This is a genomic window from Pseudomonas sp. AC247, from assembly GCF_979258015.1.
The window spans coordinates 3665228-3684985 of record NZ_OZ409829.1; the positions used below are offsets into that span (position 1 = coordinate 3665228).

At 58.6% G+C, this 19758-nt stretch carries 20 protein-coding genes and 1 pseudogene; 15 read left to right on the plus strand and 6 right to left on the minus strand.

All coding sequences use genetic code 11. The annotated features are described in order from the left end of the window. Nucleotides 1–292: 292 nt before the first annotated feature. Nucleotides 293–682 (plus strand): hypothetical protein, encoded by a 390-nt coding sequence (locus ACZZ0B_RS16495; protein WP_008081752.1) that lies wholly within the window; start codon nucleotides 293–295, stop codon nucleotides 680–682. Here the strand turns inward: ACZZ0B_RS16495 and ACZZ0B_RS16500 are convergent. Further along, complete coding sequence (locus ACZZ0B_RS16500) at nucleotides 654–1286, minus strand: hypothetical protein (protein WP_463545790.1); 633 nt, start codon at nucleotides 1284–1286, stop codon at nucleotides 654–656. The two genes, ACZZ0B_RS16495 and ACZZ0B_RS16500, sit on opposite strands and share 29 nt — an antisense overlap. A 76-nt stretch (nucleotides 1287–1362) precedes the next feature. After that, nucleotides 1363–2346: a GlxA family transcriptional regulator gene (locus tag ACZZ0B_RS16505; protein WP_158834628.1), complete on the minus strand. Its 984-nt coding sequence runs from the start codon at nucleotides 2344–2346 to the stop codon at nucleotides 1363–1365. A gap of 89 nt (nucleotides 2347–2435) precedes the next feature. Between ACZZ0B_RS16505 and inhA the strand changes: the two genes are divergently transcribed. The 3 genes and pseudogenes from inhA to ACZZ0B_RS16520 all read left to right on the plus strand — a co-directional run bounded on the left by inhA (nucleotide 2436) and on the right by ACZZ0B_RS16520 (nucleotide 5812). After that, nucleotides 2436–3122, plus strand: a complete 687-nt coding sequence (gene inhA / locus ACZZ0B_RS16510; RefSeq protein ID WP_463545791.1) for an isonitrile hydratase — start codon at nucleotides 2436–2438, stop codon at nucleotides 3120–3122. Nucleotides 3123–3332: 210 nt separating this feature from the next. Continuing rightward, a pseudogene (locus tag ACZZ0B_RS16515) lies at nucleotides 3333–4144 on the plus strand (CPBP family glutamic-type intramembrane protease). Nucleotides 4145–4246: 102 nt separating this feature from the next. Further along, entirely contained in the window at nucleotides 4247–5812 is a 1566-nt protein-coding gene (locus ACZZ0B_RS16520; protein WP_158834619.1) for a methyl-accepting chemotaxis protein, read from the plus strand. A gap of 275 nt (nucleotides 5813–6087) precedes the next feature. On the opposite strand, the gene ACZZ0B_RS16525 is transcribed toward ACZZ0B_RS16520, so the two are convergent. The 3 genes from ACZZ0B_RS16525 to ACZZ0B_RS16535 all read right to left on the minus strand — a co-directional run bounded on the left by ACZZ0B_RS16525 (nucleotide 6088) and on the right by ACZZ0B_RS16535 (nucleotide 8799). After that, entirely contained in the window at nucleotides 6088–6444 is a 357-nt protein-coding gene (locus ACZZ0B_RS16525; RefSeq protein WP_463545792.1) for a DUF6124 family protein, read from the minus strand. Between the two features lie 150 nt (nucleotides 6445–6594). After that, nucleotides 6595–6960, minus strand: coding sequence for a DUF6124 family protein (locus ACZZ0B_RS16530; RefSeq protein WP_440095610.1), 366 nt, complete (start codon nucleotides 6958–6960; stop codon nucleotides 6595–6597). Between the two features lie 1161 nt (nucleotides 6961–8121). Continuing rightward, complete coding sequence (locus ACZZ0B_RS16535) at nucleotides 8122–8799, minus strand: alpha/beta family hydrolase (RefSeq protein ID WP_463545793.1); 678 nt, start codon at nucleotides 8797–8799, stop codon at nucleotides 8122–8124. Between the two features lie 95 nt (nucleotides 8800–8894). On the opposite strand from ACZZ0B_RS16535, the gene ccoN (ACZZ0B_RS16540) reads away from it, so the two are divergent. From ccoN (ACZZ0B_RS16540) to ACZZ0B_RS16585, 10 genes are all read left to right on the plus strand, one after another. Beyond that, the gene (ccoN, locus tag ACZZ0B_RS16540) at nucleotides 8895–10319 is read left to right on the plus strand and encodes a cytochrome-c oxidase, cbb3-type subunit I (RefSeq protein ID WP_034152830.1); all 1425 of its coding nucleotides are present in this window, start codon (nucleotides 8895–8897) and stop codon (nucleotides 10317–10319) included. Nucleotides 10320–10329: 10 nt separating this feature from the next. Continuing rightward, nucleotides 10330–10938, plus strand: a complete 609-nt coding sequence (gene ccoO / locus ACZZ0B_RS16545; protein ID WP_064116876.1) for a cytochrome-c oxidase, cbb3-type subunit II — start codon at nucleotides 10330–10332, stop codon at nucleotides 10936–10938. Between the two features lie 3 nt (nucleotides 10939–10941). Next, nucleotides 10942–11139: a cbb3-type cytochrome oxidase subunit 3 gene (locus ACZZ0B_RS16550; RefSeq protein WP_008082033.1), complete on the plus strand. Its 198-nt coding sequence runs from the start codon at nucleotides 10942–10944 to the stop codon at nucleotides 11137–11139. Beyond that, nucleotides 11136–12089: a cytochrome-c oxidase, cbb3-type subunit III gene (gene ccoP / locus ACZZ0B_RS16555; protein WP_440095615.1), complete on the plus strand. Its 954-nt coding sequence runs from the start codon at nucleotides 11136–11138 to the stop codon at nucleotides 12087–12089. The genes ACZZ0B_RS16550 and ccoP (ACZZ0B_RS16555) overlap by 4 nt, the downstream gene beginning before the upstream one ends. A gap of 481 nt (nucleotides 12090–12570) precedes the next feature. Next, the gene (gene ccoN, locus ACZZ0B_RS16560) at nucleotides 12571–14013 is read left to right on the plus strand and encodes a cytochrome-c oxidase, cbb3-type subunit I (RefSeq protein WP_463545794.1); all 1443 of its coding nucleotides are present in this window, start codon (nucleotides 12571–12573) and stop codon (nucleotides 14011–14013) included. Further along, nucleotides 14013–14621, plus strand: a complete 609-nt coding sequence (gene ccoO / locus ACZZ0B_RS16565; protein ID WP_401233503.1) for a cytochrome-c oxidase, cbb3-type subunit II — start codon at nucleotides 14013–14015, stop codon at nucleotides 14619–14621. Before ccoN (ACZZ0B_RS16560) ends, ccoO (ACZZ0B_RS16565) begins: the two co-directional genes overlap by 1 nt. Before the next feature lie 5 nt (nucleotides 14622–14626). After that, complete coding sequence (locus tag ACZZ0B_RS16570) at nucleotides 14627–14812, plus strand: CcoQ/FixQ family Cbb3-type cytochrome c oxidase assembly chaperone (RefSeq protein WP_003175465.1); 186 nt, start codon at nucleotides 14627–14629, stop codon at nucleotides 14810–14812. Continuing rightward, the gene (gene ccoP, locus ACZZ0B_RS16575; protein ID WP_463545795.1) at nucleotides 14809–15792 is read left to right on the plus strand and encodes a cytochrome-c oxidase, cbb3-type subunit III; all 984 of its coding nucleotides are present in this window, start codon (nucleotides 14809–14811) and stop codon (nucleotides 15790–15792) included. Before ACZZ0B_RS16570 ends, ccoP (ACZZ0B_RS16575) begins: the two co-directional genes overlap by 4 nt. A gap of 259 nt (nucleotides 15793–16051) precedes the next feature. Beyond that, nucleotides 16052–16306: a type II toxin-antitoxin system Phd/YefM family antitoxin gene (locus ACZZ0B_RS16580; protein WP_463545796.1), complete on the plus strand. Its 255-nt coding sequence runs from the start codon at nucleotides 16052–16054 to the stop codon at nucleotides 16304–16306. Further along, the gene (locus ACZZ0B_RS16585) at nucleotides 16306–16725 is read left to right on the plus strand and encodes a type II toxin-antitoxin system VapC family toxin (protein ID WP_008088803.1); all 420 of its coding nucleotides are present in this window, start codon (nucleotides 16306–16308) and stop codon (nucleotides 16723–16725) included. Before ACZZ0B_RS16580 ends, ACZZ0B_RS16585 begins: the two co-directional genes overlap by 1 nt. 37 nt (nucleotides 16726–16762) lie before the next feature. On the opposite strand, the gene ACZZ0B_RS16590 is transcribed toward ACZZ0B_RS16585, so the two are convergent. Continuing rightward, the gene (locus tag ACZZ0B_RS16590) at nucleotides 16763–17761 is read right to left on the minus strand and encodes a metallophosphoesterase family protein (RefSeq protein WP_463545797.1); all 999 of its coding nucleotides are present in this window, start codon (nucleotides 17759–17761) and stop codon (nucleotides 16763–16765) included. 571 nt (nucleotides 17762–18332) lie between these two features. Here ACZZ0B_RS16590 and ccoG point away from each other — a divergent pair. Next, nucleotides 18333–19748, plus strand: coding sequence for a cytochrome c oxidase accessory protein CcoG (gene ccoG, locus ACZZ0B_RS16595; protein WP_463545798.1), 1416 nt, complete (start codon nucleotides 18333–18335; stop codon nucleotides 19746–19748). Nucleotides 19749–19758: the final 10 nt, after the last annotated feature.

Sequence of the window (19758 nt, forward strand, 5' to 3'; positions counted from 1 at the left end):
TTTATCCCCGATGGGCTGCAAAGCAGCCCCAAAATCCTCCAACCAATTCCCCCGGAAGTACCGAATTTTCTGACTTTGGGGCCGCTGCGCAGCCCATCGGGGATAAATCCCCTCGCCACAAATTCGCATGGCAATGGACTACAGGAGTTCAACATCCGCCGCGTCCACCCTCCCCCGCACCCCGCGCTCACACCCTGAAATACCCTGTTGCCAGCTGTTACATCGCCCCCTACCATCCACCGCAACGGGCACAGCGGAGCTGTCCAATAAAACCCGAATTCAAGGAACCGGAATGACCCACCACGTCCAGCGCGCCATCGACTTGCCCCTGCGCAGCGGCCTCACCCGCAGCCAACTCTGGGAAGCCGCCGACCAAGGCCTGATCAAATGCTGGGAAATCGGCCGCCAGCGCGCCACCCGTTTCCCCGACCTCGCCCAACGCTGCCTCGCCGACGAACTGCCGGTGCTCGGCTGGAAAGGTGGCGTCAGTCGCAGCCTGAAAAAGAATGAAAAGTACGGCTCGCTGAAATACCTCGCCCAGTGGCAAGGTTTGCGTGGGGAGAATCTGGATATCGATTTGCGTGAAGAGCGCTCGCTGACGTGCTCGCGGACGAAGATGCGGGTGACGTTTACCCCGGATCGGAGCAAGTATTTCAATCAGGTGGCGGAAGCCGAGGCTTAGCCGTGCGGAAGTCCGGTCGGTAGCAATCCGGGTACAGCGCGCACACGCCGTACTGGGCATCCAGATCGGCCATGTGCTGGTAAAACTGCTCAATTTCCCAGAACGTCTCATCCGCGACGGTCATCAGGTAGAAGTAACTGAGCTGATGATCGTTGGGCAGCACCAGCGCAAACTCCGGCAGCGCGTCCATCCTCGGCGCATCGGCCAGAGCCGTGAGCATAGGCGTCGGCGCCTGGGACAATTGCTCGAAGTACTTCTCTTTATAAGCCGCCAGACCAATGGCCTCGCCCTTGGCCCTGGCATCGATCAGTTGCGCAAGGTTTGCACGGCGCTGCGCCCAGTAGGCGGCGGGCAGATCGACATTCATTTGTTTCTTATGGCTGGCCACTGCCTCATCTGCAGAGACTTGGCGCTTTGCTTCACCCGGCTCGGCGGCGGCGCGTGCGTCGAGTTCCTTGAGCGACAGCATGATCGTCGACTTGGCAAACATGCGCTCCATCAACTCACGGCGTTGCGGGGTGTCCGGCAATGACGGTGGCGGCGAAGCGCAACCGGCCAGCATCCCGATGAGTACCAGCAGAGCAAACAGCGATTTGCGTGACATGCATCGTCCTTGAAGTCGGTCGGCAGAATAAGCTGCGCAGTCTATCTGAACCCGAAGGAAGCCCCGCAGGAAACACTCAAGGCATTACTGGATCTGTTGCAGCACTGACCGAAAACCGCTCCCGATACGCCTGCGGCGTCACCCCGATCGCCCGTAGAAAGCTACGGCGCAACGTCTCTTCACTGCCAAATCCGCAATTGGCCGCAATGCGTTTAACCGGCAGCCCGGTGTCGCTTAACAGCCGCCGCGCCGTCTCGACCCGGATCAATTCAATCGCCCGCGCCGGGGTCTGGCCGGTGTCGGCGCGGTAGTGGCGGACGAAGCTGCGTTCGCTCATGCCGGCCTGTTCGGCGAGGGTCGGCACGCCAAGATCGCAGGTCAGGTTTTCGGCGATCCACGCGTGCAGCTCATCAAAACGGTTGCCCTGGTTTTGCAGCGACAAGGTCACGCTGAACTGCGACTGCCCGCCCGGGCGCTTGAGGAACACCACCAGATGCCGGGCAACGTCCAGCGCGATGTCGCTGCCGAGATCTTCCTCGACCATCGCCAATGCCAGATCGATACCGGCGGTGACCCCGGCCGACGTCCACACCGGCCCGTCGTTGATGAAGATCGGATTGGCCTCGACCTGAAGATTGGGATGCTGCTGCGCCAATTGTTCGCAACGCGTCCAGTGCGTAACCACGCGCCGGCCATCGAGCCAGCCACTCGCCGCCAGCAGAAATGCGCCAGTACACACCGAGGCCACGCGCCGGCATTTCGCCGCGTGTTCGCGCACCCAGTCCACCAGCGGCACATCTTCAGCAGCGGGATAAATGCCCCAGCCACCGGCGATGATCAATGTGTCGCTGGGTTCCTGCGGCAAGGGTTCGGCCAGCACCGCCAAGCCTGCCGAGGACATCACCGCCCCGCCGCCGCTGGCAATCACGCTCGGCGCATAAGGAATGGGCAAGCCGCGCTGACGGGCAAGGTCGTTGGCCGAGGCGAACACCTGCAACGGCCCGGTGACGTCGAGGATCTGCATGTTGGCGAACGCGAGTACGTGGATGGCTTTGGGCATTTGGCGTAATTCGTGGGGTTATTGGCGTATGCGCCAGAACCTACGCGCCTACAGTGAAGCCGTCCACCCCTTTTCATGGAGCAAGAACAATGACGCTGCAGATCGGTTTTCTGTTGTTTCCGCAGGTTCAGCAACTCGACCTGACCGGGCCCTATGACGTGCTCGCGTCGTTACCGGACGTGCAGGTGCATTTGATCTGGAAGGATCTGATGCCGGTCACTGCCAGCACCGGCCTGCTGCTGAAGCCGACCACAACGTTCGAGGATTGCCCGGATCTGGACGTGATCTGCGTACCGGGCGGAGGCGGCGTCGGGCCGTTGATGGAGGATGAGCAGACGCTGGCGTTCATCAAACGCCAGGCGGCCCAGGCGCGTTATGTGACGTCGGTGTGCACTGGTTCGCTGGTGCTGGGCGCGGCGGGTCTGCTGCAAGGTAAACGCGCGACGACGCACTGGGCTTATCACGATTTGCTGCCAACGCTCGGCGCGATTGCGGTGAAGGATCGGGTCGTGCGTGACGGCAACCTGTTTACCGGCGGCGGGATCACGGCTGGGATTGATTTTGCCTTGGTGCTGGCTGAAGAGTTGGTGGGTGCCGAAGCGGCGCAACTGATTCAGTTGCAACTGGAATACGCCCCAGCGCCGCCGTTTAACGCAGGCAGCCCGGACGTTGCGCCGAGCGCGATTGTCGCTGAAGCCCGCCTGCGTGCTGCGCCGTCGCTGAAGCTGCGCACGGAAATCACCGAACGTGCGGCCGCCAGACTCAACCTGCACTAGATCTTCATCCCTGCACAAAACCCTGTAGGAGCTGCCGAAGGCTGCGATCTTTTGATCTTGAAAAACCAACGTCAAAAGATCGCAGCCTTCGGCAGCTCCTACAGGTGGTGCGTCATGGGTACCTGTCCCGGTTTGCCGCCGCAGCTTTACTTGTCCCCACGCCTTCACCCGTGTAGAAAGCCCTTCCACAATTTTCCACAGGGACTTTCGATGAAGGCGTTGCCATGGCTCTATCTGGCACTTCTCAGCCTCGGCTACAGCCTGGCGCTGAGCTACGGCCAACTCGGCTGGCTGGCACTGATCTCCATTGGGCTGCTGGTGTTCGCCGGTTTCGCCGTGAATCTGCAAAAAGTACCGGTCGCACGGTTTCTCGGTCATGGCCTGTTTGTCGTTCTCGCTGTGGCGCTGGCGCTGCATTGGCTGCCGGGTTTTTCCAATGGCCGGGCAATCGACCCGCAGCGTTTCACCGACGACGCCGTGCCGTTCGCGATGTACATGAATCTCGACAAACCGCTGATTGGCTTCTGGCTGTTGCTGGTCTGCCCGTGGATCGTCGCGCGGCGTTCGTTGCGCCTGACGGTGTACGCCAGCGCCCTCGCCCTGACGCTGAGCGTGATCCTCGCGCTCGGCGGCGCCATGTTGCTCGGCGTGATCGCCTGGGCGCCGAAGTGGCCAGAGCAATCGTGGTTGTGGCTGTTGAACAACCTGCTGCTGGTAACGCTGGTCGAGGAAGCCTTGTTTCGCGGCTATATACAGGGCGGTCTCAGTCGCCACTTCAAACATCTGCCTTACGGTGAAAACCTCGCACTGCTGCTGGCGTCACTGGTGTTTGCGCTGGCGCATGCCGGCGCTGGCTGGACCTGGGTGTTGCTGGCTGGACCTGGGTGTTGCTGGCAGGGCTGGCGGGTGGCGGCTATGGTCTGGCCTACCGTTTTGGCGGGCTCGGCGCGGCCATCGCCACGCATTTCGGGCTGAATCTGCTGCATTTCGGCCTGTTCACCTATCCGATGCTCGCTGGCTGAAGCAAGCGCCGTTTTGCGACGCTGTGCCGATTATTGAAAAAAAATTTCAATAAAAAGCTGTCACCGCCGACAACCTTTCAAAGCCTTGCGGATTGAAAAACCATGCGTAATAACCAGCCCATTACACAACGCGAACGGACTTTCCCGGCTCAGCAGCGGTTGATCTCCACAACCGACGCCAAGGGCGTGATCACCTACTGCAACGATGCGTTCGTTGAAATCAGCGGGTTTTCGCGAGAAGAACTGATCCGTGCGCCGCACAACCTGGTCCGTCACCCTGACGTCCCGGCTGCGGTGTTTTCGCACATGTGGGGCACATTGAAACAAGGCTTGCCATGGATGGGCATTGTCAAGAATCGCTGCAAGACCGGTGACCATTACTGGGTTAACGCCTATGTAACACCGGTGTTCGACGGCAATCAGGTGGTCGGTTACGAGTCGGTGCGGATCAAGCCCACCGCCGAACAGATCCGCCGTGCCGAAGCGCTCTACCAACGCATCAACCAGGGCAAGTCGGCGATCCCTTCCAGCGACAAATGGCTGCCGGTGCTGCAGGACTGGCTGCCGTTCATTCTGGTCAGCCAACTGGGCTTCGTGATCGGCGCCACCCTGAACTCGCAGTGGGGCTTCGCCCTCGCCGCCGGTCTGTCGGTGCCGCTGGGCCTGATGGGCCTGCAATGGCAGCAACGCGGGCTCAAGCGCCTGCTGCGTCTGGCCGAACAGACCACCTCCGACCCACTGATCGCGCAGATGTACACCGACAGCCGTGGCGCCCAGGCGCGTCTGGAAATGTCGATCCTCAGCCAGGAAGCCCGTCTGAAAACCTGCCTGACCCGTCTGCAGGACACCGCCGAACACCTGACTGATCAGGCCAAACAGTCCGACGCCCTGGCGCACAACAGCTCCAGCGGCCTGGAACGTCAGCGCGTGGAAACCGAACAGGTCGCCACCGCCGTCAATCAGATGGCCGCGACCACTCAGGAAGTGGCAAGCCACGTGCAGCGCACTGCCGACGCCACCCAGGAAGCCAACCGCCTGACCGGTCGTGGTCGTGACATCGCCGGGGAAACCCGCGAAGCCATTCAGCGCTTGTCCGTGGTCGTCGGCGAAACCGGTTTGACCGTGACCCAACTGGCCAAGGACAGCGACGAAATCGGTGGCGTGGTCGATGTGATCAAAGGCATTGCCGATCAGACCAACCTGCTGGCACTGAACGCTGCGATTGAAGCGGCACGTGCCGGTGAGATGGGCCGTGGTTTTGCTGTGGTAGCAGACGAAGTTCGCCAACTGGCGCAGCGCACCAGCGAATCGACCGGGCAGATTCACGCCCTGATCGCCAAGTTGCAGCAGACGGCTTCGAGTGCCGTGCAGACCATGGAAGCCGGGCATCGCCAGGCGGAAGAAGGTGTCGCGCGAGTGCTGGAAGCGGATCAGGCGTTGGTCGGCATCAGTGAAGCGGTGGCCAACATCACCGACATGACCACGCAGATTGCTGCTGCGACCGAAGAGCAAAGTGCGGTGGCTGAGGAGATCAGCCGCAACATCAGCAACATTTCGGAGTTGGCGGATCAGACCTCGGAACAGGCGCATAACTCGGCGTTGCTGAGTGAAGAGCTGACCAAGACTGCCAACACGCAATACTCGTTGGTGGAACGGTTTAACCGCTAAAAGCAAAAGATCGCAGCCTGCGGCAGCTCCTACATCGATCCCTGTAGGAGCTGCCGAAGGCTGCGATCTTTTGATCCTCAAAGCCCGGACAAGCGAAAGCTGTCCGGGCTTTTTTGTTGCCTGGAATAGATGGTGCCCTGCAGACCGCCATCGCGAGCAGGCTCACTCCTACAAGGGATAATCGTCGAACACATAACCTGTGATCACCGCTGCACCATGTAGGAGTGAGCCTGCTCCGGGCGGCGATCCGACGATGAGGCCAGAACGGTTGGCGTCTATCCTTTAGGCATAACGTTATCCAACGCCTGATTCACCGCCAACTCCCCCAACATCACCACTTGCGCAATCCCTAGCAAAGTATTGCGGTTGGGACCCTCCAGCGCGCCGGCGAAATCACCGAGCATGACCGTCGCCGAGGCCAGAGATTCGCAAGCATTTGCCAGCAACGATTCAGTATCGGTTTGTGGGTTGACCCTAAACATGCTGCTTGGGCTGTAGGGCGTGGCCATGATCTGCGCCGGTGCCAGGTAATGGTCGAGCGCGCGTTCGGCGGCTTCGTGGAGTTTTCTGGAATTGAATGATTCGTAGGGCGATACCGGGTCTGTGACCAACGGTTTGTTGGTTTCGGACATCAACTGAAACTCCTCGAGGCACTGCGAAAGAATGACACCCTGTAGGAGCTGCCGCAGGCTGCGATCTTCTGATCTTGTCTTTGATTGTTAAAAAACAGATCAAAAGATCGCAGCCTGCGGCAGCTCCTACAGGGGACCGCGGCGGGTTTGCTAGTGCGGCAAGCGGCGGCTATCCAGGACTCGATTGACCATCAGCTCACTCAGCATGATCACCTGATGCAGCATCAGCATGGTCCGGCGTTGTGTGTTGTCGATGACGTCGCCGATATCGCGGGCCATGTCGCTGGCGGCTGCTAACGATTCGCAGGCTTCTACGAGCAGTGTTTCTTCGTCCACGGCGGGGTCGACGAGGAAAATCTTGCTGGTCTTGCGGGAAGGGATTGAGAGCTTCAGTGAGCCGGGGTTGAGATAGAAGTTGATGGCGCGGTCGGTCGCTTCTCTTAACTTTTGAGGTTCGAGGGTTGGGTCGTACGGGATCGGATCGGTATCCGGGGGATTTGGCGTGGCTTTGAACATGAGTGAAGCTCCTATCGCAGTTTCAGGAGCCGTCACTTCTCGCTACCAAACGAGGGTGGCGGCCATACGCGGGTTGGTAGACCGGCTGCAATAGGAAACCCGGCGCTCTCGAAAGAGCCCCCCGCATGACCACCATATAAAGCAAGCCGCAAAAAAGAGGCTGCAGAAGGTGTCGCCATACAACTATTACAGACGGGCTACCAAACCCGATCACTGATTTTCAGTGACAGGGAAACGATATAGCCCGAGCCATGGTCGCGTATGCCGGCGGATTCTGGCGTACGCGTAGGTAACGGCGCAAGGCGTTGTAGGGCTTGTGGCGTAACGGGTTGTGTAATTTAAACGCGCTCGCAGGATTGCGTTTACTGACAGAAAAAGCGGGAAGTTGCCCTGATGTTTTGGTGTTGTTCGTCAGACCGCCATCGCTGGCAAGCCAGCTCCCACAGTTTCGGCGATGTACTCTAAAACCTGTGCTGGGCGCAAAATCCTGTAGGAGTGAGCCTGCTCGCGATGGCGGTGGGACAGTCAATATTATGTTGCCGGGACGGACGCTATCGCGAGCAGGCTCACTCCTACAGGGGATGGTGGTTCGGGCACAAGAAAGTGTGGGAGCTGGCTTGCCAGCGATGGCGGTGGGGCAGTCGATATTGATGTTGTATGTGCAGGTCTCATCGCTGGCAAGCCAGCTCCCACAGGGATTGCATGCAGTCTGTAAGACATTGGTCGGCTGGCAGGCCGCCTTCGCGAGCAAGCTCTGCTCCTACGAAAAGCGAGATCAAAAGATCGCAGCCTGCGGCAGCTCCTACATGAAACTCGCGGCGCAGCCGCACCACTCAACAATGAGCGCTAGCTCGAGTACCGCTTTTGATCTTGATCCACGGGCGACGTCGGAAGGCTGAGTGGAGGGATTGATCCGGGCGTGGGAGCGCAGCGACCGTTTGGCGAAGCCAAACACAGCGAGAGGAGGTGCAGCGCAGCAAACCGGAGGCGATGCGCCCGGATGGATCCCGGAGCGAAGAAACCCCGAGCCTTAGCGAGCGGGCCGAACGTAGGAGCAAGCCTTTTTTTGCTTACTTTTTTGAGGCGTTTGTCAAAAAAGTGAGTCGCCGTAAGGGCGAAACCCTAAGAAGCCGTTACCGCAGCAACGGATATACACCCAAATCACCGAAGAAACGAAACCACCTTCTGCGCAGCGCTGGCCAAATGCTGTTCATGGGTAAACCCCGAAACCTTCAACGGCTTCAAATCATGATCCCCCGCCGCCAACCAAAACACCTCAATCCCCGGCGCTAACGCATAGCCCTCAACCGCCGCAACATTGCCTAACGCATCCCGCTCCCCCTGCACAATCAACGTCCGCGTCTTCAAAGCGGCCAAATGTTCAACCCGAGGCTTCTCCGGCTTGCCCACCGCATAAAACGGATACCCCAAACACACCAACGCATCAACGCCCAATTCGTCAGCCAAAAGACTGGCCATCCGCCCCCCCATCGACTTCCCGCCAATGGCCAAAACCCCAGCGACATGACGCCGCACCTCGGCATACACCTCAAGCCAACATTCCTGCAGTTTCGCAGCAGGATTCGGCGGCCGCTTCACCCCATCAACCCGCCGCTGCGCCATATAAGGAAACTCAAACCGCAACACATTCACCCCAAGCCCGGCAAGGCGCCGAGCCATATCGTTCATCCACTCGCTATCCATCGGCGCACCGGCACCATGAGCAAGGATCAACGTCGCCGAAACCTCACCCGAGGCGGCATCCCAAAGCCATCCATGATCACGCACGCACTGCGCCCATTGATCCCCGTCAATACTGGCCTTGTGCTGTTTGTCCATGCTTGCCTCGCTTTTAGTCTGCCTATAACTCCAGACGAAGGATTCGCCGCGTGTTTTGCGCGCGCTCACTTCGGCTGAACCGTGGATGGGGAACCATGAACACTTCTATCAGTACCGCCTACAACTACAAGGTGGTCCGCCAATTCGCCATTATGACGGTGGTGTGGGGCATCGTCGGCATGGGGCTCGGGGTTTTTCTCGCGGCCCAATTGGTCTGGCCCGAACTCAACTTCAATTTGCCCTGGACCAGTTTCGGCCGTCTGCGCCCGCTGCACACCAACGCGGTGATCTTCGCGTTCGGCGGCTGTGCGCTGTTCGCCAGTTCGTTCTATTCGGTGCAACGCACCTGCCAGACCCAATTGTTCGCGCCAAAAATCGCCGCGTTCTGCTTCTGGGGCTGGCAATTGGTGATCCTGTTGGCGGCGATCAGCCTGCCACTGGGTTACACCAGCTCCAAGGAATACGCCGAGCTGGAATGGCCGATCGACATCCTGATCACCATCGTCTGGGTCGCCTACGCCGTCGTGTTCTTCGGCACGATCATGCAGCGCAAGACCAAACACATCTATGTGGGCAACTGGTTCTTCGGCGCGTTCATCATCACCGTAGCGATTCTGCACATCGTCAACAACCTTGAGTTGCCGGTGAGTTTCACCAAGTCCTACTCGGTATACGCCGGTGCAACCGACGCGATGGTGCAATGGTGGTACGGCCACAACGCCGTAGGCTTTTTCCTCACCGCCGGTTTCCTCGGGATGATGTACTACTTCGTGCCGAAACAGGCCGAGCGTCCGGTGTATTCGTATCGCCTGTCGATCGTGCACTTCTGGGCGTTGATCACCCTGTATATCTGGGCTGGCCCGCACCACTTGCACTACACCGCGCTACCTGACTGGGCACAGTCGCTGGGCATGGTGATGTCGCTGATTCTGCTGGCACCGAGCTGGGGCGGCATGATCAACGGCATGATGACCCTCTCGGGCGCCTGGCATAAGTTGCGCAGCGACCCGATCCTGCGCTTCCTCGTGGTCTCGCTGGCGTTCTACGGCATGTCGACCTTCGAAGGTCCGATGATGGCGATCAAAACGGTCAACGCCCTCTCCCACTACACCGACTGGACCATCGGCCACGTACACGCCGGCGCTCTCGGTTGGGTGGCGATGATCTCGATCGGCGCGCTGTACCACATGATCCCGAAAATCTTCGGCAAGGCGCAGATGCACAGCGTCGGCCTGATTAACGCGCACTTCTGGCTCGCAACCATCGGCACCGTGCTCTACATCGCTTCGATGTGGGTCAACGGCATCGCTCAGGGCCTGATGTGGCGCGCAGTCAACGAGGACGGCACGCTCACCTACTCCTTCGTCGAAACCCTGGTGGCCAGCCACCCAGGCTTCGTCGTGCGGCTGATTGGTGGGGCGATCTTCCTCAGCGGCATGTTCCTGATGGCTTACAACACCTGGCGCACCGTGCGGGCCTCGCAGCCTGCTGACGTCGTCGCTGCCGCGCAGATGGCCTGAGGAGTCGACCATGAAACACGAAACGATTGAAAAGAACGTCGGCCTGTTGATGTTGCTCATGGTGTTTGCCGTGAGCATCGGCGGCCTGACCCAGATCGTCCCGCTGTTCTTCCAGGACGTCACCAACAAACCGGTCGAAGGCATGAAGCCCTACACCGCGCTGCAACTGGAAGGTCGCGACATCTATATCCGCGAAGGCTGCGTCGGTTGCCACTCGCAGATGATCCGCCCGTTCCGCGCCGAAACCGAGCGCTACGGGCACTACTCGGTAGCCGGTGAAAGCGTTTGGGATCATCCGTTTCTCTGGGGCTCGAAACGTACCGGTCCGGATCTGGCCCGGGTCGGCGCGCGCTACTCGGATGACTGGCACCGCGCGCACTTGTACAACCCGCGCAACGTCGTGCCGGAATCGAAAATGCCGGCCTACCCGTGGCTGGTTACGCAAGCGGTCGACAGCAGCCACACCGAAACCAAGCTCAAAGTCATGCGCACTCTTGGCGTGCCGTACACCGACGACGACATCAGCGGCGCGGTGGCCAGCCTCAAGGGCAAGACCGAAATGGACGCGCTCGTCGCCTACCTGCAAGTGCTCGGCACTGCGATCAAGAGCAAGAGGTGAGCCATGGTCATTGAAATGAGTGCAGGCCTGATTCGCGGCCTCGGCACGGTCGTGGTGTTCGTCGCCTTCGTCGGCCTGACCTTGTGGGTGTTCAACCGCAAGCGCACCCCGGAGTTCGCTGAAGCACGTCTGCTGCCGTTCGCCGACGAACCGCAAGCCGAAACAACACAAGCAAATGAGACAAGGAGTACCCGGCCATGACCACCTTCTGGAGTACGTGGATCTGCGTACTGACCATCGGCAGCCTGATCGGCCTGACGTGGCTGCTGATCGGCACCCGCCGGGGCGAAACCAAGGGCAGCGTCGACCAGACCATGGGCCACAGCTTCGACGGCATCGAGGAGTACGACAACCCGCTGCCGCAGTGGTGGTTCATGCTGTTCGCCGGCACGCTGGTGTTTTCCGTGGGCTATCTGATTCTGTATCCGGGTCTGGGCAACTGGAAAGGCATTCTGCCGGGTTACGAGGATGGCTGGACCGGTGTGCACGAGTGGGAAAAGGAAATGAACAAGGCTGATGCCAAGTTCGGGCCGATCTTCGCCAAGTTTGCCGCCATGCCGGTGGAAGAAGTAGCGAAGGACCCGCAGGCGCTGAAAATGGGTGGCCGCTTGTTCGCTTCCAACTGCTCGGTGTGCCACGGCTCCGACGCCAAAGGCGCATTCGGCTTCCCTAACCTTGCCGACAGCGACTGGCGCTGGGGCGGCGACGCCGACACCATCAAGACCACCATCATGGGTGGGCGGATGGCGGCGATGCCGGCCTGGGGCGAAGTGTTGGGCGAGGCCGGGGTGAAGAACGTTGCCGCTTATGTCCGTCATGAACTGGCCGGCCTGCCATTGCCAGCCGACAACAAGGCTGACCTGCAAGCGGGACAACAAGCGTTCAGCACCACGTGCGTCGCCTGTCATGGGGCAACCGGCCACGGCACTGAAGCCATGGGCGCGCCGAATCTGACGCACCCGGGCGGATTTATCTATGGCACCAGCCTGACTCAACTGGAACAGACCATTCGCCATGGCCGTCAGGGTCACATGCCGGCGCAGAACGAGCTGCTGGGAAACGATAAAGTGCAATTGCTTGCGGCTTATGTGTACAGCCTCAGCCACGGATTGAATACAGAAAAACTGATTACTGAAGACAACCAGAAGTAAGCATTGCGTACACCTCTGCCGCACGTTTCTCCGTGCGGCAGTTTCCCACCCCTTTGCGACGCATTGTCGCACCCCTTCACACCCTCACCTTTCGGTTCCCCGGATTCGGGTCTAAGCTTGCTCGATGCGGACTGGCTCATGCCGGTTGTAGGTCGACCCCGAGCGATATGTTCGATGAATTGGCTGACAGACTCGCCGCAAAGGCCGGTAGATACCGGCTGTCGCGCCGATTGCCATTCATCAGCCGAACTGGCCGTTCGAACATACCTGGTTACAAGTGACCTGAACCCCTCGCTTTTTTCATCCGCTGCGACATTTTGTCCGAGGCCGATTTTGTCCTTACGCGGCGCATGGAAAGGCCGCAGAATCAGCGTTGGAAAGCATTGACCCAGGTCATGGCGCGTTGCAATGACCCCCTGCTCTCTGCATACTTGCGGCCGATTTTAATCCTAATAAAACACCCAAACCGTGGAACCTTAGAATGAGCACAGCAATCAGTCCGACTGCTTATAACTATAAGGTAGTCCGCCAGTTCGCCATCATGACGGTGGTCTGGGGGATCCTTGGCATGGGGCTCGGTGTCTTCATCGCCTCGCAACTGGTTTGGCCGGAGTTGAACTTCGGTCTGCCGTGGACGAGCTTTGGACGCCTGCGCCCGTTGCACACAAACCTGGTGATTTTCGCCTTCGGTGGTTGTGCACTATTTGCCACTTCCTACTATGTCGTGCAGCGAACCTGCCAGACGCGACTGATTTCCGACAGCCTCGCCGCCTTCACCTTCTGGGGCTGGCAAGCGGTGATTGTCGGCGCAATCATTACCTTGCCGCTGGGTTACACCACCACCAAGGAATACGCGGAACTGGAATGGCCGATCGCCATTTTGCTGGCCATTGTCTGGGTCACCTACGGTCTGGTGTTCTTTGGCACCATCACCAAACGCAAAATCAAACACATCTATGTCGGTAACTGGTTCTACGGCGCATTCATCGTCGTCACGGCGATGCTGCACATCGTCAACCACGCGTCCCTGCCGGTGAACCTGTTCAAGTCCTACTCCGCCTACTCGGGCGCGACCGATGCGATGATCCAGTGGTGGTACGGCCACAACGCGGTGGGTTTCTTCCTGACCACCGGTTTCCTCGGGATGATGTACTACTTCGTGCCGAAACAGGCCGAGCGTCCGATCTACTCCTATCGCCTGTCGATCGTGCACTTCTGGGCACTGATCACCCTGTACATCTGGGCTGGCCCGCACCACTTGCACTACACCGCACTGCCGGATTGGGCACAATCGCTGGGCATGGCGATGTCGATCATCCTGCTGGCGCCAAGCTGGGGCGGCATGATCAACGGCATGATGACCCTCTCTGGCGCCTGGCATAAGCTGCGCACCGACCCGATCCTGCGTTTCCTCGTGGTCTCGCTGGCGTTCTACGGCATGTCGACCTTCGAAGGGCCGATGATGGCGATCAAGACTGTCAACTCGCTCTCGCACTACACCGACTGGACCATCGGCCACGTACACGCCGGCGCTCTTGGCTGGGTGGCAATGATCTCGATCGGCGCGATCTACCACATGATCCCGCGTCTGTTCGGCCGTGCGCAGATGCACAGCGTCGGCCTGATCAACGCGCACTTCTGGCTCGCGACCATCGGCACCGTGCTGTACATCGCGTCGATGTGGGTCAACGGCATCACTCAGGGCCTGATGTGGCGTGCAATCAACGACGACGGCACCCTCACCTACTCGTTCGTTGAAGCGCTGCAAGCCAGCCACCCGGGCTACATCGTCCGTGCCCTGGGCGGTGCTTTCTTCGCCAGCGGCATGTTCCTGATGGCTTACAACGTCTGGCGCACCGTGCGCGCCTCGAACGCTGTTGAAGCTGAAGCCGCCGCCCAGATCGCTGTCGTTGGAGCTCACTGATGAAGCATGAAGCTGTCGAGAAGAATATTGGCCTGCTGGCCTTCTTCATGGTCATCGCCGTCAGCGTTGGCGGCCTGACCCAAATCGTTCCGCTGTTTTTCCAGGACGTCACCAACAAGCCGGTCGAAGGCATGAAGCCACGCCCCGCCCTTGAACTGGAAGGCCGCGACGTTTACATCGCCAACGGTTGTGTCGGCTGCCACTCGCAGATGATCCGTCCGTTCCGCGCCGAAACCGAACGCTACGGCCACTATTCGGTTGCCGGTGAAAGCGTCTGGGATCACCCGTTCCTGTGGGGTTCCAAACGTACCGGCCCGGACCTGGCTCGGGTCGGCGGTCGTTACTCCGATGACTGGCAGCGTGCGCACTTGTACAACCCGCGCAACGTGGTGCCTGAGTCGAAAATGCCGGCTTACCCGTTCCTCGTGGAAAACAAGCTCGACGGCAAGGAAACCGCGAAGAAAATGGAGGTTTTGCGCACACTCGGCGTCCCTTACACCGACGAAGACATCGCCGGTGCACAGGATGCCGTGAAGGGCAAAACCGAAATGGACGCGCTGGTGGCCTATCTGCAAGGCCTGGGCACCATCATCAAAAGCAAACGGTGAATTAGATGGATATCGGGATGATTCGTGGCCTGGGCACCGTTGTTGTGATGGTGGCCTTCATCGGTCTGGCGTTGTGGGTGTTCAGCCCCAAGCGCAAGTCGGAGTTTGAAGACGCGACCTTGTTGCCTTTTGCGGATGATCCCGAAGCCATCAAGCACGTCGAGCAAGCTTCTAGGAGTAACAAAGAATGACTACATTCTGGAGTCTGTACGTCACAGTCCTCAGTCTCGGTACGATCTTTTCCCTGACCTGGCTGCTGCTGTCGACCCGCAAGGGCCAGCGCAGCGAACAGACGGACGAGACAGTCGGGCACTCCTTCGACGGGATCGAGGAGTACGACAACCCACTGCCGAAATGGTGGTTCATGCTGTTCGTTGGCACGATCATTTTTGCTCTGGGTTACCTGGTGCTGTACCCGGGTCTGGGCAACTGGAAAGGCCTGCTGCCGGGCTACAACTACCTCGATAACGACAAGCAGACCGCGTTCGCCAACGGCCAGACCGGCTGGACCGGCGTGCACGAGTGGGAAAAGGAAATGGCCCGCTCGGACGCCAAGTTCGGTCCGATCTTCGCCAAGTTCGCCGCGATGCCAATCGAAGAAGTCGCCAAGGATCCGCAAGCACTGAAAATGGGTGGCCGTCTGTTCGCCTCCAACTGCTCGGTGTGTCACGGTTCCGACGCCAAGGGTGCTTATGGTTTCCCTAACCTGACCGACGCCGACTGGCGCTGGGGCGGCGAGCCGGAAACCATCAAGACCACCATCATGGGCGGTCGTCACGCGGTGATGCCGGCCTGGGCTGAAGTGATTGGCGAACAAGGCGTGGCCGACGTCGCGGCATTCGTCGTAACCAAACTCGATGGCCGCAAACTGCCGGAAGACACCAAGGCTGACCCGGAAAACGGCGGCAAACTGTTCGCCGCCAACTGCGTGGCCTGCCACGGTCCGGCCGGCAAAGGCACTCCCGCTATGGGCGCGCCGGATCTGACCCACCCGGGCGCGTTCATCTACGGCTCGAGCTTCGCGCAACTGCAGCAGACCATCCGTTACGGCCGTCAGGGCCAGATGCCTGCGCAGGAACAACTGCAAGGCAACGACAAGGTTCACCTGCTGGCGGCTTACGTTTACAGCCTGTCTCACGGTGAAAAAGCACCGGAAGCGAACGCCGAATAAGGCCAACGCCTGAAACACCAAAAAGGCCCCGCCGATTTAAATTGGCGGGGCCTTTTTTGTGCTGGCATTCATGCCTTGCGACATTTGCTCAATAGACCTGAGCAGCGCTGCCCCGTAGGTTTTTGCCCTTAGGCAGAAACGCTTTCGCCGGTGCCGATATGACAGTAACCCTCCGATCGTCCGCGCCCACCTGCCCGATTGCTGGCTCAACGTAAAAGTAGTAACGTTTCTACATCAGCATTTCAGGAGGCCGAACATTATGGCCATCAAAACCATTTCCAGCCGCGAATTCAACCAGGACACCAGCGCTGCCAAAAAGGCCACGCATCTGGGCCCGGTCATCATCACTGATCGTGGCAAGCCTGCCCACGTACTGCTGAGCATTGAGGAGTATCAGAGACTGACCGGTAGCCAGACCAGCATCGTCGAGCTGCTGGTCATGCCGAATACGCCTGAAATCGAATTCGAACCAGAGCGCGCCCTCATCACCCCTCGTAGCGCGGACCTGTCTTGATGTTTCTACTTGATACAAATGTAGTGTCCGAATTGCGAAAACCCCAAGCCGACAAGCAGGTGCTGACATGGGCAAGCAGCGTCGCACCGGCGAGCCTGTACTTATCGGCAATCACGGTATTGGAGTTGGAAACCGGCATTCTGCGGATCGAACGCCGCGACCCGCTGCAAGGAGGGATGTTGCGTAACTGGCTTGAGCGGCACGTCAAACCAGCCTTCAGCGGAAGAATACTCTCGGTCGATAGCGCCGTTGCCACCCGATGCGCACAACTGCACGTGCCTGATCGCAGCAATGAATGCGACGCCTTGATTGCCGCCACCGCCCTTGTACATGGCCTGACGTTGGTCACCCGTAACGTTACGGACTTTCAAACCAGCGGCGTTCACCTGATCAACCCATGGATCGCTGCCAATAACTGATCATAAAAAACCCCGCCAGATCGCTGGCGGGGCTTTTTTATGGCCGTTCGGCCCAGATCGATTTCACTGGAACCGTGGCGACTGGCTCGCGCTTACGCCATTCATTACGCTCAACCAGACTCACTTCCAGTTGCTTGCGATCCTTGGAGAAGCTTGCGATCAGATAGGTCTGCTGGGAAGCCGCACCGCTGAGAAACATCGGAACGGTGCCGATCTGGCTCACTCGTCCGCCATTCCTGTGAAGATGGCCGGCAAATATCGCCGTCACTTGATACTGTTCGATCATATTCCTGAAGCGTTTTTCCTGATCCCAGTTCCCATTCCAATCATAAGGTTTGTGCATGTTAATGATGATTGCATAGCCTTGAACCCGCGCAAGCCTCAAGTTGATTTCAAGCCAATCCAGCGATTGGGTGATTTTGAAATCATGCACGGGATGGACTATATCTACGGCGTAGGTCGGCTCATTGTTCAACTGAATCAGGCGCACTTCCCCGACACCTTTCGAATACGCGAGACTGCCGTTGTATTGCTTACCGAAGCCACCGCCAGTCACGCGCAGGTCAAATTCATCGACTTTGCCTCTGTGGTGCTCTTCATACGCAACAACACTGTTGGCGGCGCAGCGATTACCAAAGCAGTCATCTATATTATTTTCGTAGTCGTGGTTACCCAGACCGTATAAATAGTCGCGACCGAAATGTTTATTCAACGCACTTTTCATAAAGGATATCTGGTACGGATGGCCGAAGGCTGTGATGTCGCCATTAATCATCAGTGGCACCTGCGCCTGCCCACCCATCTGCCGCCGGAAATCGGCGATGCTTGCAAACTGCGTGTCCACCAGCCATTTCGAGCGTTGATCAAAATCGTCATCCGACTCATGCTCGCCGCTGTCAGTCTTGTCTGTCCAGGGATACTGAGGGTCCGATGCAAAAACCATGTGCTGAGGCATTGCCTCACTGGATTGTGCCAGCGGCATCCATAACAGGATACCGACACTGGCCATTATTTTTACTACTTCCTTGATAGTCACTGCGTTAAAACTTCCATTAGTTAAATAACATTAGCCGCCGCGCAAAGCGGCGCGCCAATTAAAGCTAACGGATAACACCGAGACACCTCAAATTAAAAATACCGAACATTCAACTAATGTTATTTCAAAAGAATATACCGCCCTCAACACCTATAAGATTTAGCGGCACCCACCCACTTCGACAGATCAACGAAGATCAATATTTGCGCCTCCACCCGAGAGTAGCGAAAACAACTTATTAATCATTTTGATGTCCGCTCAAAAACACAAAAACCGATCACTTACCCGACGACATCACGTTCGTGTGAGGGCACAAAAACAGCGACAGGTCGTGCTACGCCGAATCACCTCCGCCGGTTTTGAGAAAACCGTCCATACTTCACAAGTCAATTGACCTGCATCATGCTTTGTTACATTCGCTACACCATTCAGGTTTTTTCCCCAACGCGACCAAAGGTCGCACCCTTGAGCTAGAGCGACAGGCGTATCATTGCGCCACTGCAACACCCCTTTTTGACCGCGGTTGGCACGTATCGACCGAGGCATTTTTCCACTGCCGTGGGATGCAATGATGAGCAACCAGATTCCGGTACACGACGTCACACCACCGAGCAAAAACGCGAACAACAGCGTTGACCTTTACGCCTCTCGAGAAAAAATCTACACCCGCGCGTTCACCGGCCTGTTCCGCAATCTGCGAATGATGGGCGGCGGCGCATTGTTCCTGCTGTATTTCGGCACGGTGTGGCTGAACTGGGGCGGCCATCAGGCCGTGTGGTGGAACCTGCCGGAACGCAAGTTCTTCATTTTCGGCGCGACCTTCTGGCCACAGGATTTCATTCTGCTGTCCGGCCTTTTGATCATTGCCGCCTTCGGCCTGTTCTTCATCACGGTGTATGCCGGTCGGGTCTGGTGCGGTTACACCTGTCCGCAAAGCGTGTGGACGTGGATTTTCATGTGGTGCGAAAAGGTCACCGAAGGCGACCGCAACCAGCGCATCAAACTCGACAAGGCGCCAATGAGCGCCAACAAATTCCTGCGCAAAGCCGCCAAGCACTTGATGTGGCTGTTGATCGGGTTCGTCACCGGCATGACCTTCGTCGGCTATTTCTCGCCGATCCGCGAACTGGTTTTCGAATTCTTCACCGGCCAGGCCGATGGCTGGTCGTATTTCTGGGTCGGTTTCTTCACCCTCGCCACCTATGGCAACGCCGGCTGGTTGCGCGAGCAGGTGTGCATTTACATGTGCCCGTATGCGCGTTTTCAGAGCGTGATGTTCGACAAGGACACACTGATCGTTTCCTACGATCCGCGGCGCGGTGAAAGCCGTGGCCCGCGCAAGAAAGGCGTCGACTACAAGGCACTGGGCCTGGGCGATTGCATCGATTGCACGATGTGCGTGCAGGTCTGCCCGACCGGCATCGACATCCGCGACGGCCTGCAGATCGAGTGCATCGGCTGCGCCGCATGCATCGATGCCTGCGACAGCATCATGGACAAAATGGACTACCCGCGCGGGCTGATCAGCTACACCACCGAGCACAACCTGTCCGGGCAGAAAACCCATAAACTGCGACCACGTCTGATCGGCTACGCCATCGTGCTGCTGGCGATGATCAGCCTGTTGGTCACCGCGTTCTTCATGCGCTCGCTGGTTGGTTTCGATGTCAGCAAGGACCGCGTGCTGTACCGCGAAAACGCTGAAGGGCGGATCGAAAACGTCTACAGCCTGAAAATCATGAATAAGGACCAGCGCGACCACACCTACCTGCTGGACGCCAGCGGCCTGCCGGATCTGCGCCTGCAAGGCAAACGCGAGATCAAGGTCGCGGCCGGTGACATATTCAGCATGCCGGTCGAGTTGTCGAGCGCACCGGAACAACTGCCATCGAGCACCAACGAGGTGAAATTCATCCTCAAGGATGCCGATGACGATAGCGTCCACGTTGAAGCCAAGAGCCGATTCATCGGCCCACAAATCCGTTGAGAGAACTGAA

Coding starts and splice junctions, on each gene's coding strand:
- ACZZ0B_RS16495 (WP_008081752.1), top strand. CDS start 293: ATGACCCACCACGTCCAGCGCGCCATCGACTTGCCCCTGCGCAGCGGC.
- ACZZ0B_RS16500 (WP_463545790.1), bottom strand. CDS start 1,286: ATGTCACGCAAATCGCTGTTTGCTCTGCTGGTACTCATCGGGATGCTG.
- ACZZ0B_RS16505 (WP_158834628.1), bottom strand. CDS start 2,346: ATGCCCAAAGCCATCCACGTACTCGCGTTCGCCAACATGCAGATCCTC.
- inhA (WP_463545791.1), top strand. CDS start 2,436: ATGACGCTGCAGATCGGTTTTCTGTTGTTTCCGCAGGTTCAGCAACTC.
- ACZZ0B_RS16520 (WP_158834619.1), top strand. CDS start 4,247: ATGCGTAATAACCAGCCCATTACACAACGCGAACGGACTTTCCCGGCT.
- ACZZ0B_RS16525 (WP_463545792.1), bottom strand. CDS start 6,444: ATGTCCGAAACCAACAAACCGTTGGTCACAGACCCGGTATCGCCCTAC.
- ACZZ0B_RS16530 (WP_440095610.1), bottom strand. CDS start 6,960: ATGTTCAAAGCCACGCCAAATCCCCCGGATACCGATCCGATCCCGTAC.
- ACZZ0B_RS16535 (WP_463545793.1), bottom strand. CDS start 8,799: ATGGACAAACAGCACAAGGCCAGTATTGACGGGGATCAATGGGCGCAG.
- ccoN (WP_034152830.1), top strand. CDS start 8,895: ATGAACACTTCTATCAGTACCGCCTACAACTACAAGGTGGTCCGCCAA.
- ccoO (WP_064116876.1), top strand. CDS start 10,330: ATGAAACACGAAACGATTGAAAAGAACGTCGGCCTGTTGATGTTGCTC.
- ACZZ0B_RS16550 (WP_008082033.1), top strand. CDS start 10,942: ATGGTCATTGAAATGAGTGCAGGCCTGATTCGCGGCCTCGGCACGGTC.
- ccoP (WP_440095615.1), top strand. CDS start 11,136: ATGACCACCTTCTGGAGTACGTGGATCTGCGTACTGACCATCGGCAGC.
- ccoN (WP_463545794.1), top strand. CDS start 12,571: ATGAGCACAGCAATCAGTCCGACTGCTTATAACTATAAGGTAGTCCGC.
- ccoO (WP_401233503.1), top strand. CDS start 14,013: ATGAAGCATGAAGCTGTCGAGAAGAATATTGGCCTGCTGGCCTTCTTC.
- ACZZ0B_RS16570 (WP_003175465.1), top strand. CDS start 14,627: ATGGATATCGGGATGATTCGTGGCCTGGGCACCGTTGTTGTGATGGTG.
- ccoP (WP_463545795.1), top strand. CDS start 14,809: ATGACTACATTCTGGAGTCTGTACGTCACAGTCCTCAGTCTCGGTACG.
- ACZZ0B_RS16580 (WP_463545796.1), top strand. CDS start 16,052: ATGGCCATCAAAACCATTTCCAGCCGCGAATTCAACCAGGACACCAGC.
- ACZZ0B_RS16585 (WP_008088803.1), top strand. CDS start 16,306: ATGTTTCTACTTGATACAAATGTAGTGTCCGAATTGCGAAAACCCCAA.
- ccoG (WP_463545798.1), top strand. CDS start 18,333: ATGAGCAACCAGATTCCGGTACACGACGTCACACCACCGAGCAAAAAC.